At 41.5% G+C, this 17,752-nt stretch carries 9 protein-coding genes; 2 read left to right on the top strand and 7 right to left on the bottom strand.

The window, feature by feature from the left end; all coding sequences use genetic code 11:
- Nucleotides 1-27 precede the first annotated feature (27 nt).
- From EAH55_RS13190 to EAH55_RS13220, 7 genes are all read right to left on the bottom strand, one after another.
- Complete coding sequence (locus tag EAH55_RS13190; protein ID WP_121810073.1) at nucleotides 28-2,394, bottom strand: ABC transporter permease; 2,367 nt, start codon at nucleotides 2,392-2,394, stop codon at nucleotides 28-30.
- A 107-nt stretch (nucleotides 2,395-2,501) separates the two neighbouring features.
- Entirely contained in the window at nucleotides 2,502-4,889 is a 2,388-nt protein-coding gene (locus EAH55_RS13195; RefSeq protein ID WP_121810074.1) for an ABC transporter permease, read from the bottom strand.
- A gap of 87 nt (nucleotides 4,890-4,976) precedes the next feature.
- Nucleotides 4,977-7,343 carry an ABC transporter permease gene (locus EAH55_RS13200; protein ID WP_121810075.1) on the bottom strand — a complete coding sequence of 789 codons (2,367 nt, stop codon included), beginning with the start codon at nucleotides 7,341-7,343 and terminating at the stop codon, nucleotides 4,977-4,979.
- Between the two features lie 115 nt (nucleotides 7,344-7,458).
- Nucleotides 7,459-9,852 carry an ABC transporter permease gene (locus tag EAH55_RS13205; protein ID WP_121810076.1) on the bottom strand — a complete coding sequence of 798 codons (2,394 nt, stop codon included), beginning with the start codon at nucleotides 9,850-9,852 and terminating at the stop codon, nucleotides 7,459-7,461.
- 61 nt (nucleotides 9,853-9,913) lie between these two features.
- Nucleotides 9,914-12,283 (bottom strand): ABC transporter permease, encoded by a 2,370-nt coding sequence (locus tag EAH55_RS13210; RefSeq protein WP_121810077.1) that lies wholly within the window; start codon nucleotides 12,281-12,283, stop codon nucleotides 9,914-9,916.
- A gap of 187 nt (nucleotides 12,284-12,470) precedes the next feature.
- Nucleotides 12,471-13,148, bottom strand: a complete 678-nt coding sequence (locus EAH55_RS13215; protein WP_090525339.1) for an ABC transporter ATP-binding protein — start codon at nucleotides 13,146-13,148, stop codon at nucleotides 12,471-12,473.
- Between the two features lie 130 nt (nucleotides 13,149-13,278).
- Nucleotides 13,279-14,535, bottom strand: a complete 1,257-nt coding sequence (locus tag EAH55_RS13220; RefSeq protein ID WP_112570679.1) for an efflux RND transporter periplasmic adaptor subunit — start codon at nucleotides 14,533-14,535, stop codon at nucleotides 13,279-13,281.
- A gap of 480 nt (nucleotides 14,536-15,015) precedes the next feature.
- Between EAH55_RS13220 and EAH55_RS13225 the strand changes: the two genes are divergently transcribed.
- Together EAH55_RS13225 and EAH55_RS13230 are read left to right on the top strand one after the other, a co-directional pair.
- Nucleotides 15,016-16,374, top strand: a complete 1,359-nt coding sequence (locus tag EAH55_RS13225) for a sigma-54-dependent transcriptional regulator (RefSeq protein ID WP_121810078.1) — start codon at nucleotides 15,016-15,018, stop codon at nucleotides 16,372-16,374.
- The gene (locus EAH55_RS13230; RefSeq protein ID WP_112570629.1) at nucleotides 16,364-17,710 is read left to right on the top strand and encodes a sensor histidine kinase; all 1,347 of its coding nucleotides are present in this window, start codon (nucleotides 16,364-16,366) and stop codon (nucleotides 17,708-17,710) included. Before EAH55_RS13225 ends, EAH55_RS13230 begins: the two co-directional genes overlap by 11 nt.
- Nucleotides 17,711-17,752 lie beyond the last annotated feature (42 nt).

A 17,752-nucleotide genomic window follows, 5' to 3' on the forward strand; every position in this document is an offset into this window, starting at 1 on the left:
AATGAGCTAATGAACCACTTAACAATCTTATTCATTCTTCAAACTTTTAACAGGATTACTCAGTGCTGCTTTGATAGCTTGCCAGCTTACGGTGAGCAAGCAAACAACCATACTGATCCCAATAGTAGCGATAAATACCCAGGCGCTCATATCTGTACGATAGGTGTAGTGCTCCAGCCATTTGCTCATGTTGTACCAGCTTAGGGCCGAACCAATAACAAAAGATATAACCACGAGTATTAAAAACTCTTTCGACAGGTTAAACCACAAGCTGCTGATGCTGGCACCAAGTACCTTGCGAATGCTGATCTCTTTTTTGCGCTGCTCTGCCGAGAACGAGGCTAAGCCAAATAAACCTAAACAGGATATAATGATAGCCAACACCGTGAATGAACTCGACAGCGTACCTAATAACTTTTCATCATCAAACTTATCGGCAAAACTTTGATCAACAAACCTGTATTCAAAAGGGAATTCGGGATTATATTTTTTGTAGATCTTACCTATAGCTTCCAGGCTTTTTGATACTGGAGCATTTGGGTTTAAACGGATACCGATCTGATTTGCCCAGTTCTTATCAAAACCTATAATAGCCGGTTTCACCGGTTCATACGGTGATCCCCAAACAAAGTCCTTCACTATCCCTACTACCGTGCAATTACGTCCCTGCCATTTTACAATCTGTCCGAGTGGTTCTTTTAAACGCATTAGCTTAACAGCCGATTCATTCATGATGAGCGATAAAGAATCGGCCATGCGACCGGGAATATAATCGCGCCCCTTGACTAACTCAAGTTTGTAGGTTGAGATGAAATGGAACGACGTAACGATCTGATCAATTGGAATTTTGTCTTCTCCAGGCAATTGCCCGGGCCAGTTAATACCCCAGCTACTGCTATTGGCACTGGCTATGGAACCTGATACCTTTGTGGCATCAACAGCGGCACCGGAAGCGATTATATCATTTCTGAAACTATCAAACGATTTAACCATACCTTCTTCAAGGTCAATTTCAATCAATCCGTTCTGGGAATACCCTACCGGCCGGTTTTTAATATAGGTTATTTGTTTATAAATCAAAATGCTTGAAAGGATCAGACAGGTAGCAAATACAAACTGTACAACAACCAGCACCTGCCTTGAATGCAGTGTTTTTTTCCCGGTTTTATTCGTCCCTTTTAAAACCTTAACGGGTTTAAACGAGGATAAAAACAAAGCGGGGTAACTGCCGGCCAGCGCACCGGTTAACAGGGTTACCAAGATGGCAGCCACCCAGGCCCAGGCATTGGTAAATGGAATGATCAGTTGCTTATTAATTACTTCGTTAAAATAACCGATGGTAGCCATCATAATTAAAACAGCTACGATGAACGATAGAAATGCAGTAAGTACCGATTCGCCTAAAAACTGTTGAATAATAGCTATCCTGCGCGCACCTACTACCTTTCGGATCCCAACTTCGCGCGAGCGGCGCTCCGAACGGGCGGTTGAGAGGTTCATGAAATTGATACAGGCAATCAATAATATACCTATCGCTAAAAACAGGAACAAGCGTACATACTCGATTGCTCCACCTGTATTTACGCCGTTTTTAAACTGCCCGTACAAATGACCTTTTGCAAAAGGATACAAAAACAATTGGTTCTCCTTGTTATTAGGATCGTACCGTTCAACCACCTTATTGATCTTTTTGTTGAGCTTATCTAAATCGACACCCGGTTTCAGCAGTACATATGTCTGGAACGAGTAATTGCCCCAGCCCGACTGCCTTACCCATTGATTATCGGCTTCATACTTTTTCCACGATTCAAAGGCTTTAAACCGGAAACGTGAGTTTTTAGGCAGATCTTTAAAGATCCCGGTTACTTTTAAAGGTGTTTTAGCGTTAACCTTAACGGTTTGTCCCATCGGGTCTGCATCGCCGAAAATTGATTTGGCTGCCGATTCGGACAAGATAATCGACGATGGATCTTTGAAAACATCGTTTTTATTACCTTTTACAAATTGCACCGTGAACATACTCAAGAATGACTCATCGGCCACTAACGTGTTTATTTTAAGCGGCTTGTTATTATAATTAAACAATTGGTCGCCTCCCCAGGTTGAACGCGCAACGGATTCTATCTCGGGGTAATCTTTTTGCAGCGCGGCTGCGGCCGGTACCGGGGTCGAACCGTTAGTATATATTTCGCCGTTAGAGGGCTGGTTACGCAAAACAGAATATAACCTGTCCTTATTTTCATGGAACCCATCATACGTAAATTCGTTGTAAACATAAAGCAGCAGCATAAAGCTCACCGCCATACCAACACCTAAACCACCAATGTTTATGGCCGAATACAGCTTGTTTTTAATTAAGCTTCGCCATGCGATTTTTAAATAGTTCTTAAACATATCTTATTTCATTAGTCATTTCGTCATTAAGTCATTGTTTATCGCTTGCATAATCGGCCATTCAAAACGCCCCAATGACACGAAACAAATTATACAATGGCTCTTTATTATTCACTCCTCAAGCTCTCTACGGGATTAGCTAAAGCCGCTTTAATTGCCTGAAAGCTTACTGTGGCAAATGCTATAACCAGCGCTGCTGTACCGGCTAACGCAAAAATCCACCAGGTTATCTCTATACGATAGGCAAAATTCTGAAGCCATTTGTTCATAGCGAACCATGCCAATGGAAATGCAATTAAGGATGAAAGCATGACCAGTTTCAAAAACTCCGCAGACAGCATATTTACAATCCCGGTTACAGAAGCTCCAAATACCTTGCGGATACCGATCTCGCGTGTACGCTGTATAGTGCTATATGATGCTAAACCAAACAGCCCCATACATGAAATAAGTATTGCCAGCACAGCAAAATACATAACCAGGTTACCAAAATTTACCTGCGCGGCATATTGCGCATTGAAAGCTTCGTCAACAAACCTATAATTGAAAGGACGTTCCGGCACAAGGGATTTCCACCGCTTTTGAATAGCATCTATTGTCGCAGGAATATTTTTTGATCCTATTTTGAGTGTAAGCACCTTGTTAAAATCCGGGTCATTACTGATACTTAAGGGATTTACTGGTTCCTGCAACGATTGAAAATGAAAATCCTTCAAAACCCCTATAATTTTACCATTCTTTCCCCATTGTTTTATTTTACGACCAACAGCGTCGGCCGGTGTTGTAAACCCAAGACTTTTTGCAGCCGCTTCGTTAATCAGGAAGGCCCTGGAGGTATCGGTACCAAAAGCTTTTGAAAATATTCTGCCTGCGGCCAGTTTCATTTCAAACTGAGGTATAAAGTCACTATCAACGTAATATGCATCAATAAGCATTTGTTGCATGCTGCCTGCTTTATTCTCCATTTCAGTTTCACTGTTACCATTACCAAACCCCGGTAAACTTCTTGACGCTGCCGCCGAGATAACATTCGGTATTTTTTTCAACTCCTGTTTTATCACCGGAAGCCGGCGTTGCACCGCCGTATCAGAAAAAAAGTCGATAGTGAGCATTTGATCTTTCTGAAAACCAAGCGGCTGGCTACGCATGTAATTTAATTGTGTGTAAACCACAATGGTGCCTACTATTAACACAATAGATATTGAAAACTGTACAACCACAAGCGAACGGCGCAACAAAGCTCCTTTGCCCGATTTGCTGAACCTGCCTTTTAATGTAGTAACCGGTTTATATCCTGATAGCACAAAAGCCGGATATAGACCGGCAATAAACCCTATAAAGCAGGATAATATAAAAAGATGAAACACATAAGCATGGGTAAAAATGGTTGTATTGGTAACCTTGCCAGATACCTGGTTGTAAAGCGGCAGCAACGAATTACTCAACAAAATGGCCAATAAAAAAGCGATAAGGCATATGATCACCGACTCGCTCAAAAACTGGCCGATCAATTGTTTTCTCGCAGCGCCGATAACCTTACGGATACCAACTTCTTTTGCACGCTCGGTAGCCCGTGCTGTGGTTAAATTAATAAAGTTTATACAGGCTATCAGCAGGATGAATAGAGCTATAGCCGAAAAAATACGGATATTATGCAGGTCGCCCCACTCTGGGCCTCCTCTTACCGTATCCATGTATACATCTTTTAAGGGTATAAGGTGGTAGTCATAATTTGTCCCTTCTTTCCTATCGGCCTCGGTGTAATGCCTATTTGCAAAAGCCGGCAATTGCGTTTCCAAACTTTTAAAATCGTATCCTTTGGGTAGTACAATATAAGTATACCCCCGGATCCTCGCCCAGTTTGCCGGCCCGGAAGGAAATAACTTTAAAGACGTGGCATAAGAAACGGCGATATCAAATTTAAAATGAGAGTTGGTTGGTATATCCTTTATTACCGCTGTTACCGTTACCGGATATTTGCTATCAAGCGTTAATGTTTTCCCAATCGGATCACTATCGCCAAAATATTTTTTTTCCATGGATTGTGTTATCACAACCGTAAAGGGCGCTTCAAATCCCTTTTTTATATCACCTTTTATAACAGGGAATGTAAACACCGAAAACAGTGAAGGATCCGTATACACGGCATTTTCTTCCTGAAACTTTACAGCGCCATTTTGTACTAAAAACCTCGCACCCGATATGCGGGCACTTTCTTTAACCTGAGGATAGTCTTGCTGCAATGACGGGCCTATCTGTTCAAACGCTGATGAAGTGGTAATTACAGGAATATTGGGACGCTTTACATCAACAGCGACACGATAGATCTGATCAATTTTTTCGTTAAACGTATCGTAGCTCAGCTCAAATTTTATATTTATATAGATAAGAAAACAGGCCGTTAAACCTATTGCCAGCCCGATGATATTGATCATCGAATACCCTTTATGCCGCCAAAGGCTTCTGTACGCAATTTTGAAATAGTTTCTTATCATGGTATGGCGTTCATTATTTCAATTGTTCATTAGTTCATTGGTTTGCATGGCTCAACTACAAACTGCCCACTGCTACTGCAAACTGAATCACTCGTCCCTCAAACTCTTTATCGGGTTTATCATGGCGGCTTTTATGGCCTGGTATGATATGGTAACGGCTGCTATAATAAATGACGACACTATCGCCACCATAAATATCCCGGGCCCTATATTGATATGATATGCAAAATTTTGCAACCAGCTATGCATTACATAATAACCAAGCGGTGCCGCTACGGCGAACGCTATTGCTATCAGGTAAATAAACTCTTTGGTAAACAGGGCCACAATACTTGAAACTGGTGCCCCTAATACTTTACGTATACCAACCTCCTTGGTACGTTGTGACGCAGCGAAGGCTATCAAACCATATAGACCCAAACAACCTATAAAAATTGCGATGTATGAGAAAAGTTGAAATGCCACATATACTTTTTGCTCCTGCTTATAAAAATTAGCTATGTGTTCATCAACAAACTGAAACTGGAAAATATTATCGGGATACAGTGCCGACCATTTTTTGCCAATGTAACTGATAGTTTCACTCATGTTGGCCGGCTGCATTTTTATACTCGCCATGTAAAATCTGTCGGGGTTATATTCCAACACGCATGAGCGGCGTTTTTTATGTTTCGACTCGCTTTGAAAATCCTTCACAACGCCGACGATGATTGCTTTTTGATCGCCATTAATCGTTATGTGTTTATTTATAGCCAGTTGAGGATTTTGGATACCCAATTTTTGCATCATCGTTTCGTTGATAACAACTTTATGAACCGTATCCTTTTCGTTCTTTTTCCAGATCTTTTGCCCGGCCAACATTTGCAGGCCGAACATATCTGTAAACTTTTCATCTATGGCTTTATACTCGGTAACATCATCTTTAGGGAATCCCAGCTCTACAGATGAAAAGCTGGTAAAGTTGCTGTTGAAGGCCGGCGCACCTGATGAAAAACTAACCTCTTTTATACCGGGGTAACCAACCAGTTGCTGATTTAACACATCCCGCTTTTTCATATCGGGTAGTCCTACAGATACTACGGCTTCCTTATCAAAACCAAGATCCTGATTTTTAAAAAAGTCCATCTGCCGGGCTACAATCAATGTGCCTATGATCATGATCTGCGATATAGCAAACTGACCTATCACAAGGCCCTTGCGCAAAGTAAGTCTCCCGCTGCCACCCGCGTTCTTATTCTTAAAACTATCAACCGGCTGAAATGCCGACTGCACAAAAGATGGATATAAACCCGCAAGCAGGATCACAGCTAAGGTAATGGCAGCTATCCAACCTATCACGGTAGGTTGCGTCAATTGTGAAGCATCAACATTGATAGACATCCATGCGGCCGCTTTTGACAGGAACAAAGCGCATAACCCAACGCCCAGCAATACGGAAAACAAAACCAACACAGTAGTTTCGCCCAAAAACTGCTTAATAAGCTGCGGGCGACTTGCCCCCAGCACTTTACGCATACCTACCTCTTTAGCACGTTTGATAGCTTGGGCTGTAGCAAGGTTGATAAAATTGATACATGCTGTAATAATGATGAGCAACGCCACGCCTATTAATGCGTAGTATGTATCTTTCGAAGTCGGTGTAATGATGTTGTTGATATAACGCTGATCAAAGTGAATATCCTTCAAAGGCTGAAAAGGTAAAACAGCCGCTTTTGCTATATCAGCTCCCCAATTCTTTTTGATAAAGGCTGGCATTTTGCTATTCAATTGTTGGATGGAATAGTTTTTTGGCAAAACAATATAAGCATAGCTACCTCCGGGAATAGCCCAAAAGTTGCTCATCATCCCTTTTAAGTTATTTTCGATACTGCTTAATGAAATCAAGAACGAGAATGGTACACTGGTATTTGACGGCAGATCTTTAATGATGCCTGTTACCTTTGCATCCAGCCGATTTTCAAAGTTGATCAGTTTGCCGACAGCGTTGCTACTGCCAAAATATTTTTTAGCGATACTCTCGGTGAGCACAACACTATTTGGCTCTTTAAGGGCTGTATTAGGATCGCCGGAAAGCCATTGGTAATCAAACACCTTATCAATTTGATTATCCCCAAAAGCTACATTATGCTCATTATACCGATTTTCGCCAATCTTAATCATGGCATCACCCTGGTAAAAGAACTGCGTAGCCTGTTCCAGTTCCGGAAAATCTATCCTCATGGCCGGTATTATCGCCAGTGATACATTAGAATTAAAGTCAAGCGCGTGAAGGGTTACCCTGTAAGTTCGGTCGGCCTTGCTGTTGTAACTATCATACCCAAGCTCATTCCTCACAATCAGGAAAATCACAAGGCAGGCGGCTACACCCAACGTAAGCCCGAAAATATTCAGGAAAGCGTAACTCAGGTTACGACGGATATTCCTGAAAGCAATAACTACATAACTTTTTAACATGACGATTCATTTTAAATCATTTGGTCATTAAGTAATTTTACCCTGTGTTTTAATCCAGTATTCGCAATCATTAAAAATGACATAATGACGCAAAACAAATGACTCAATGACTATATTATTCGGAACGTAGACTCTTAACCGGATTATCCAAAGCCGCTTTAATCGACTGAAAGCTGACTGTTATAAAAGCAATCACTATTGCCATTGCACCAGCTCCGGCAATAACCCACCACTGTATGTTTATCCTGTAGGCGAACCCTTGCAGCCACTTATTCATAAAATAATAAGCTATAGGTGATGCAATTACAAAGGCAATGAAAACCAGTATTAAAAACTCTTTCGATAACAAAGTGGTGATATTGGCAACTGAAGCACCAAGCACTTTACGAATCCCAATCTCCTTTTTACGCCTCAATACTACAAAGGCAGCAAGACTTAACAAACCAAGGCACGAAATAAGCATAGCCAAGCCGCCAATGATGGCAATCATGCTTCCGGCCTGTCTTTCGGAATGATATACTTCGTTAAAATGATCATCAATAAACTGATATTCAAAAGTATTATCGCCACTTATAGCAATAAACACTTGCTGTATATCCTTTAATGTTTGGCTAACATTGGTACCCGAAACTTTAACGTATAAATTAGTTTGCCAATAAGGTATATAATCCATGCTACCAATAATAAGAGGCTCGATGGTTTTATGTAAACTACTGTAATTGAAATCCTTTACAACGCCAATAATCCTGCCGGGAGGTAACGAAGTTATGTTGATAGGCTTACCAACAGGATTGGGGTAACCTATTTGCTTTGCCAGGGTTTCGTTGATAATATATTCATTTTGCTGACCCTTACTAAAGGCTTGACCGGCCACGATCTTCATGTCAAAAAAACTGATATAATTTATACCAGCATTCTCCATGTTTACGGTGATCTTTTTCGCCTCGCCGTTTGGTGCAATAAAGTCGATGCCAAATATTGAACCATTGCCGCCCAACTCCATAAAGCCATTGGTGATATCTTTAACTCCTTTTACTTTAGCAATCTCTGCTTTAAGTACCTGCATTTTTTTTGCCAGCTGCAAATCCATTGGCAATTTTATAACCTGATTATAAGAATAGCCAAGATCGCGTTGCTGCATATATTTTAGCTGCTTAAGTATCACCATTAAACTGATCATGAATATAACGGCTATTGCAAACTGACCGGTAACCAGGATATTGCGCAATGATGATTTTGAACCACCCAATAACACCTTTGTTTTTAAAGCTTCACCGGTGTTAGCTCTTGAGATAAACCAGGCCGGATAGATACCGGCCAGTAATGTAGTTCCTATCAGTATACCTGCAAAAACAACAAACATAGTGCCCTGATAAATACTTTCTGAAGTAAGCTCTCTGTCAAGTAGTTTATTTAACAATGGCAAGAAGATAGTGATAAGCAACAGTGCTGATATCAGTGATAATGATACCGAAAAGAAGGTTTCGATAAGTACCTGGAAAACTACATGAAAACGCCTTGCGCCTACAATTTTTTTGATGGCCACTTCTTTGCCACGGTATCCCGCAATGGCTGTAGTAAGATTAACAAAGTTTACACAAGCAATTAAAAAAACGGCAATGGCTATTACAATAAATATATTCAGGTATTTACCATCAATCTTTTTATAGTTGAGCTGATCATAGCTAATATTGACAGAGCCGGTATGGATACGGTTTAAAGGTTGTAAAGTGAAATCAATAAATTTGCTTTTGGAATGAATAGTTTTTGTCAGCCTGTTTTCAAGTAAGCCTATATTTTTGTTATTGGATATTTTCAAATACGTTGCCCCCATTAAAACATTATAATTTGTACCCAAAAAGCTACTTAAAAACTCTTTAGGGAAGGGCACCATTGCCTCAATCTGCAAATGGGAGTTTTTAGGCATATCGGCAATTACATTGCTTACTGTAAAATTAGTTACTGATGTATCAGCAGTATGTAATTGAATAGTTTTATTCAATGCAGGGCTATTGCCAAAAAGCTTATGCGCAAGACTTGCGGTAAGCACAATTGTATTTTGATCGCGGGTAAACTTATTTCTTTCACCCTCAATCATAACCGGGTTAAACATGCTGGCAAAGGTGGTATCGGTACAAGCCAGCTTATCGGCTTTTATTTTTTTACCCTGGTACTCCATAGTCACCGATGGATAAACAAGTGGAACTGCGGGAAAAACGCGTGTGTAGCTATCTATTTCATTATTATTAGCCTTCAGAAACGGCGCAACAGGCGGCCCAACAATTGCAGCTGTGGATGGTGCAGTGCCATCGTAATGCATATATTCAGTAAGACGATAAATCTTATCCGCATTCGGTACAAAGTTATCAAAGCTTCTTTCGTTACTAACAAACAAACCAATTAGTACACAGGCGGCGATGCCAACAGCAAGACCCAAAATGTTTACAAAAGCGTAGGCTTTGTTTTTGAGTAAATTTCGATAAGCCGTTTTTAAATAAATTTTAAGCATCCTGTGTTACTGATTAATTGGTATAAATTTCCTCCTACTGTTGCTACATCTCTATCAACATTTATTCTGATCTTAAACTCTTAACGGGGTTAGCCAACGCCGCTTTTACAGCCTGGAAACTGATGGTTGCAAAAGCTATAATAATAGCTCCCCCACCGGCTACAGCAATAAGCCACCAATTAATTTCGGCACGGTAAGCATAATCCATCAGCCACTTATTCATGGCATACCACGCTATAGGCGAAGCAATTACGATAGCCAGAAGAACCAACAACAGGAAATCCCGTGATAACATGGTAGTGATATTACCAACACTGGCGCCCAACACCTTGCGGATGCCGATTTCTTTAACTTTAATTTGCGCGGTATAAGTAGCCAAACCAAAAAGGCCTAGGCATGAAATAAATATGGCTATCCCGGCGAACACGTTGAACAATGTACTGGTGTGCTGCTCGGATCTGTACATTTCGTTGTAAGCGTCATCCAAAAAGCTATACTCGTACGGGAAATTGGCATTATACTGCTTCCAGTATTTCTCGACCAGTTTGATAGCCGTAGGCGCGTCTTTACCGGTAGTTTTTACGAACATTTGCCATGAGCTCGGCCTGTAGGAGAATATTGCAGGTTCGATGGTTTGTTTTAACGAAGCGAAATGGAAATCTTTTACAACCCCAATAATTGTTCCGTCAACGTTATGAAGTTTAAAGCGTTTGCCAATGGGATCTTTAATCCCTGCAAGTTTTACAGCAGTTTCGTTAAGGATATAGTGCGCCGAATCTGCCTTTACACCGGTAAAGCCTGTGCCTGCCGCAAACTTTAGCTTGAACATACCGATGAAATCCTTATCCATATCAAAAGGACTGATTAGCAGGCTTACGTCAGATGCCTTACCATCCCAATCAGTATCGCTGGTACTTCCGTTCCCAATTATCACACTGGTATTACCTGTGCTTATGCCTTTTATTTCGGTATGGCTTAACAATTCGGCCTTAATAGCTTCGTAATGATCTTGCATGGCCCGCATAGGCAGTGAAAACACATGCTCTTTATCGTAACCCAATTGTATGGAGTGAATGTATTGAAGCTGTTTATTGATGATCAATGTACCGATGATCAACCCGACAGAAAACGCGAACTGGCATACCACCAGGATCTTCCTGAAAGTGGCGTTCCCTGCACCGGCTACCTTTCCCTTAAGCGCGTTTATAGGTTTAAAAGATGAAAGCAATAATGCCGGATATATACTTGATGCAACAAGCGTTGCTATAATAGTCAAAACAATAACCTGCCATACGTTGGCATTAAACAGGTCGAAGTGCATTTGTTTGCCCGAAATGCTATTATATACAGGCATTACAGCATAAATAAGCGAGAAAGCCAGCACCAGGGCTATTGAGAAACACAACACGGTTTCGATAATGAACTGCATAAACAGCTGGCTCCTTTCGGCGCCGATGATCTTGCGCACGCTCACTTCTTTTGAACGAAGCATGGAGCGGGCAGTTGAAAGATTGATGTAATTGATGCAGGCAATGAGCAATATCAGCACTGCAACAATCGAAAATATTTTAACTATTTGTATCCCTGCAGATGTACCATCGGGGTTATACAAGTGAATATCTTTTAAAGCTTGTAATTGAAAAACACCATCGGTAGGTTTTATACCTGGCTGGTTTTTCATGTGGATCTCGGTAAGTTTATCACCAACTGCCTTGACAGAAGCATCTGGCCTCACCTGCAAAAAGGTAGTAGTATAGTAGTTGCCCCAATCCTGATCCATTGATTTCCAGAAATCCTTACCGGTGTATTGTTTCTTTTTTACATTCATGGAGAATAAGATATCGCCACCAATACTTGAGTTGGCCGGAAAATCTGCCAATACGCCCGAAACTGTATATGGATCCTTACTATCGCCGGTGAGTATTTTGCCTATTGGATCTTCATTACCAAAATAACGTTTAGCGGTACTTTCGGTAATAACTATTGACTGATCGTTAGGGAAAGGTGTTTTAACATTCCCTTTCAATAATTTAAAATCGAACATAGTAAAAAAGGCATCATCAACATATGAAGCCTTGCCGAAATCTTCTTTCAGCAGCTTGTCTTTATACCTGAAAACCGAATAATCATAGGAAGTTACAACCCTCACTGCGCTTACCACGCCCGGCACTTCTTTTAATGCGAAGGCTGCTACCGGCCCCGGCACACCTCCCCAAACCTGTTTACTTGCACCTGTACCGATAGAGGCGTTTACCTTAAATATACTATCGCCTCTGGAGTGGAAACGATCATAACTCAACTCGTCCTGTACCCAAATTAAAATAAGCATGCCAACGGCCAGGCCAATGGTGAGGCCAACAATGTTTAAGGCACTGTAAAACTTAGTGTTAATTAAGTTTCGCCATGCGGTTTTCAGGTAGTTTTTAAACATAGGAGTATCGGTTTAATAGCAAAAACACTCCAAATGCCCTTCTCCGCAAATGCGGAGAAGGGCAGCAGAGGCAATTATTAACTTATTATAAACTGATTTCGGGGGCGGTGGTCTAAGTCCGGAGTCGAAAGTTTTAAGTCGGAAGTTCTTTTCCTACCATAAACTATAAACCATAAACTCAAATAAACTACACCATGATATTTTCCATAACGGTTTGTCCGTCAAGCAGGCGTATAATACGGTGACTGTAACGGGCATCATGCTCAGAGTGGGTAACCATGATAATGGTGGTTCCCTGTTCGTTCAAATCGGTAAGCAGCTCCATCACATCGTTACCGTTACTGCTGTCCAGGTTACCGGTGGGCTCATCCGCAAGGATCAGTTTTGGTTTGTTAACAACCGCACGGGCTATAGCCACACGCTGTTGCTGACCACCTGATAACTGTTGCGGATAGTGGTTACGACGGTGCATGATCTGCATTTTGTCTAACACCTCTTCTACCCTTTTAACACGCTCAGAAGCAGCTACACCAGTGTAAATCAAGGGAAGTTCAACGTTTTCAAATACTGTAAGCTCGTCAATAAGGTTGAAGCTCTGGAACACGAAGCCGATGTTATGCTTGCGCAGATCGGCACGTTTACGCTCGTTAAAATGAGCTACCTCAATTTCGTTAAAAACGTAGCTGCCGGCATCCGGATCATCAAGCATACCCAGGATGTTAAGCAAAGTTGACTTACCACAGCCTGACGGGCCCATGATGGCCACAAACTCGCCTGTTGCTACTTCCATCGATAACTTGTTTAACGCGATGGTCTCTACCTCTTCGGTACGGTAGAATTTCTCAAGATTGGAAATTTTTATCATTGGTGCCTCCGTTATTCATGCCACCTGTATGGCGGCCTGATCTTATTTTTTGTTTATCTTAATTTATTAATTAGTTCGGTTTATATTATAATGACGCTTGAACAGAGCCCGGCGTTGCAGCCGGGTTAAGTTATTTTTTCAGCACAAGCTCCTGAATATCACCATACGTTTCATAGCTTGAAGTAATAACCTTATCGCCCGGATTTAAGCCTTCTGTTACCACGAAATAATCAGGGCTCTGGCGTCCAAGCTGGATATTCACCTTGTAGGCTTTTGTACCATCTTCACTTACCTTAAAGATCCAGTTACCACCGGTTTGCTGGAAGAAACCGCCTTTAGGTACAAGCACAGCCTGCATCTGATCGCTCAGCGCCAACCTAACCTGTAGGGTTTGTCCTTTACGGATGCCAGTTGGTACTTTACCTACAAACTGCATATCAACCTGGAAACTACCTGTAGCTTTTACCTGGGTATATACCTTTTTAATAACCAGGTTATAGGTTTGTTCGGCAAACTGGAAATCGCCTTTCAGCCCGGCATAGATGCGAGACAGGTAATGTTCGTCAATATCAACCCTAACTTTAAAGCCCGATTGTACGTCTATCTGACCAAGGTGCTCACCTTTGTTTTTGCTCTGCCCTACTTCGGCATCCATTGAAGTTAATTGACCATCGGTAGGTGCCACCAATACTAAACCGGCCACTTTTTTGCGCATCAGTTCAAGCGTGGTTTTCATGTGGGCATATTGCTCCTGCGATTGTGAAGCCTGTTGCTTAACCAACGCTGTATCCTGCGAAAGGATCTGTTTAGCCAGTTTATAACGGTTCAACTGGTAATCATAAGTATTTTTTGCTGACTGATATTCCTGCTGACCGATAGCCTTTTGATCATAAAGGTGTTTGTCAAGTTTATAGATCCTTTCGGCTTCTTTAAAAGCATTCTCTACATCGGCCATTGTATTTAGCTTGCTGATGGTATTTTGCTGGGCGTTATTGTGCGAGATCTGCATCTGAGTTTGCTCGGCGTAAACCGCAGTTTCCTGGTTAGCTAAGGTAAGCTCAAGATCGGTGTTAGACATTCTTAATATCCGGTCGCCTTTTTTAAGGTTGGCTCCGTCTTCAACATATTTTTCTTCCACAACACCACCTTCTGACGCGTCAAGAAATATGGTGGTCAGCGGCATAACTACACCATTAACCGGTATAAACTCCTGGAAAGGGCCTTTAGTAATAGTACTTATAGTTAAGCGTTCAGTATCAACATCAAGCTTACTTTTACCAGATGTAAGATAAATACTGCCGCCAATTAGTAAAATAATGCCTGTAATACCTGCAATGGTAAGTATCTTCTTGCTATTCCAGGTCTTTTTCTCAATTTTTCTGTCCACTGTATTTTTATAATATTTTGAAATGTTATAACAAAAAGATATGCCACAAATTAAAATACTGTTTTTCAACCATTTAAACACAAAACACAGTATTTAAGCGTACGCTTCTGTTACATCAGGTGTACGGTATTGATACAGTGTTTTTTCATATAATAATAGCCCGTTATATACAAATACAGATTAGCACTTCATTGTGAAGCATTTATATGAGATACTGTATAAAATGCGGGTATTTAGCATAAAAATTGTAACAGATGATACCATTAGCGAGTCTTTGATTTATCGTTCATATGAGATGGTTTGTTAGCGTATAGTTCATGGTTCATAGTAACAATGCTAAAAGTTTATTCAGGTAGTTTCGATAATGAGATACAATTTAATTTAAATTTATAACTTTTATTAAATTGACACCTTAATAACTATATGTTATTATTTTGAGGCACCATAAACAAACATCTACGAACTATTAACCAAAAATAAATGATACTTAAAAAAGCTACCGTTTTAATTGTTGACGACGATCCGGACGTACTTACCGCGGTTAAACTTTTGCTTAAACCCGAAGCCCGGGAAATCATCACCGAAAAGAATCCGGAAAACCTTAACTGGCTGCTGCAACGTAACGAGGTTGACCTGATTTTGCTTGATATGAACTTTAACAGCGCCATTAACACCGGTAACGAGGGGTTATACTGGCTGCGTAAGGTAAAAGAATGGAAGCCTGATGTTTGCGTGATTATGATAACAGCTTATGGCGATATTGATCTGGCTGTACGTTCGCTTAAAGAAGGCGCTAATGACTTTGTGGTAAAACCATGGCATAACGAAAAGCTGATAAATACCATTAAAGACCTGCTTGATAAAAAAGAAGGCGGCGCGAAAACAACCAAAACCCCGGTTAAAAGTACAGCGGGTGACACCTCGATTCTTGGCGAATCGGATGTGATGCAGGATATTTTTTATAAGGTTAATAAGATAGCCCCCACCGATGCCAATATCCTGATCCTTGGAGAGAATGGTACGGGTAAAGACCTGATGGCGAAAGCTATCCATGAACGTTCGCTTCGCGCCGATAAACCTTTTGTTAAGGTAGATGTGGGCGCTTTGACAGATACCCTGTTTGAAAGCGAATTATTCGGCCATAAAAAGGGAGCTTTTACCGATGCCCGTGAAGACCGTATGGGCCGTTTTGAGGAAGCTCAGGGTGGTACTCTGTTTTTGGATGAGATTGGTAACATCAGCCTGCAACAGCAAGCTAAGCTGCTTACCATTTTGCAAAACCGTCAGGTAACCCGCCTCGGGACCAACAAGCCTGTTGATGTGGATATCAGGCTGATCTGTGCTACCAACGTACCGCTGAGCGAACTTGCCAACGAAAACAAATTCCGTAAGGATTTGATATATCGAATCAATACCGTAGAGATCAATATGCCAGCGTTGCGCCGCCGAAATGAAGATATTGTGATCCTGGCACGCCATTTTGCAAAATTGTACGCCAGCAAATACCTCAAACCGTCAATGGATTTTGATGCGGCGGCTATTAACAAGCTTAAGTCATACAATTTCCCTGGCAATGTGCGTGAGTTGCAATATACCATTGAACGTGCCGTGATTATGGCTGATGATAGTACCTTGAGGCCTGATGATCTGATCTTTTCGATATTGGAAACATCTACAGAAAGCGTGGTTGACGCTGACAACATTCCGCTGAGTGCGCTGGAAAAGAACGCTATATTGCGTGTGATTGAGAAGCATAACGGCAACATTACCCGTGCCGCTAAAGAGCTTGGCCTTACCCGCACCGCCTTATACCGAAGATTAAGCAAATATGATATTTAACCGTTACGAATGGCGGCTTTTGCTGCGTGTATTTCTATTACTGCTTGTACTTACTGTTACGGCCTTTGTTATTGTAAACCTTGGCCAGCTGTTGTATCTCGTGATCCTGCTGCCATTGGTTGCCTACTCGGTTGTAGACATGATCCGTTTTCAGAAAAAAGCGCAGGACGAGGTAAATCAATTTGTAGAATCTATCCATTACCGCGATTTTTCCCGCCATTTTGACGTACGTAAAGCGCCTAATGAGCTTAAGCCCCTGCGTAAAGGTTTTAACGATATCAACACCACATTTAAACTCATAAGCCGCGAACGCGAAACACAATACCATTATTTGCAAAAGATCCTTGAACTCGTTGATACCGGTATTTTATCATACGAAGAAGAAACCGGCGAAACCGGCTGGATCAATGAGGCTTTTAAAACCATTATTGGCGTACCTTATTTAAAAACAGTACACTCGCTCGAGAAACGAGAGCCGTCATTATATGCCGAGCTCATCAAACTTAAACCCGGCGACAGCAAGATCATCACCGTTACCCGCAACCAGCAGCAGGTTAAAATACTGGTAAATGCCAGCCTGATGCGCAGCGACGAGAAACTGTATAAACTCATAGCTTTTCAAAACGTAAACGAAGCTTTAGACGAAACCGAATCAAAAGCGTGGTCAAAGCTGCTGAACGTAATGACGCACGAGATTATGAACTCTGTTGCCCCCATCTCTTCTTTGGCCGATACGCTCAAGAACCGCCTGCAAAGCCCCGATATTACAGAAAGCCTGCCACACAGCGACCTGGAAGATATCGAACTTGGTATCGACACCATCAAACGCCGCAGCGAAGGACTGCTTAAGTTTACCGAAAGCTACCGCAGCCTCAACAAGATCACCAAGCTTGATCTCAACAAGATCATGGTGCGTAACATTTTCGAGAACCTGAACAGTTTGATGACGCCTACGCTGGAGAAAAAGAAGATAGAACTGGAGATCATTCTTCGCGATCCTACACTTTCTATCGAAGCAGATATCAACCTGATTGAACAGGTAATGATCAACCTGCTCGTTAACGCCATTGAAGCGGTAAAAGACCGTGAAGAACCACGCATTACCCTCACTGCCGAAATTCAGGGCGGCAAAACCTTTGTGAAAGTTATTGATAACGGTTTAGGCATGCCGCCCGAATTGCTCGATAAGATCTTTATTCCTTTCTTTAGTACCCGTAAAACCGGTAGTGGTATTGGTTTAAGCCTGTGTAAACAGATTATGCTGTTGCATAAGGGCAATATCCAGGTACAATCAACCGAGGGTAAAGGATCAGCATTTATCCTCTCTTTTGTATAGCCGGACTTCCTGAATGGGGAGTTTGCCAAGCATACTATCTTT

Source organism: Mucilaginibacter kameinonensis (assembly GCF_003675385.1).
Taxonomy (GTDB): Bacteria; Bacteroidota; Bacteroidia; order Sphingobacteriales; family Sphingobacteriaceae; genus Mucilaginibacter; species Mucilaginibacter kameinonensis.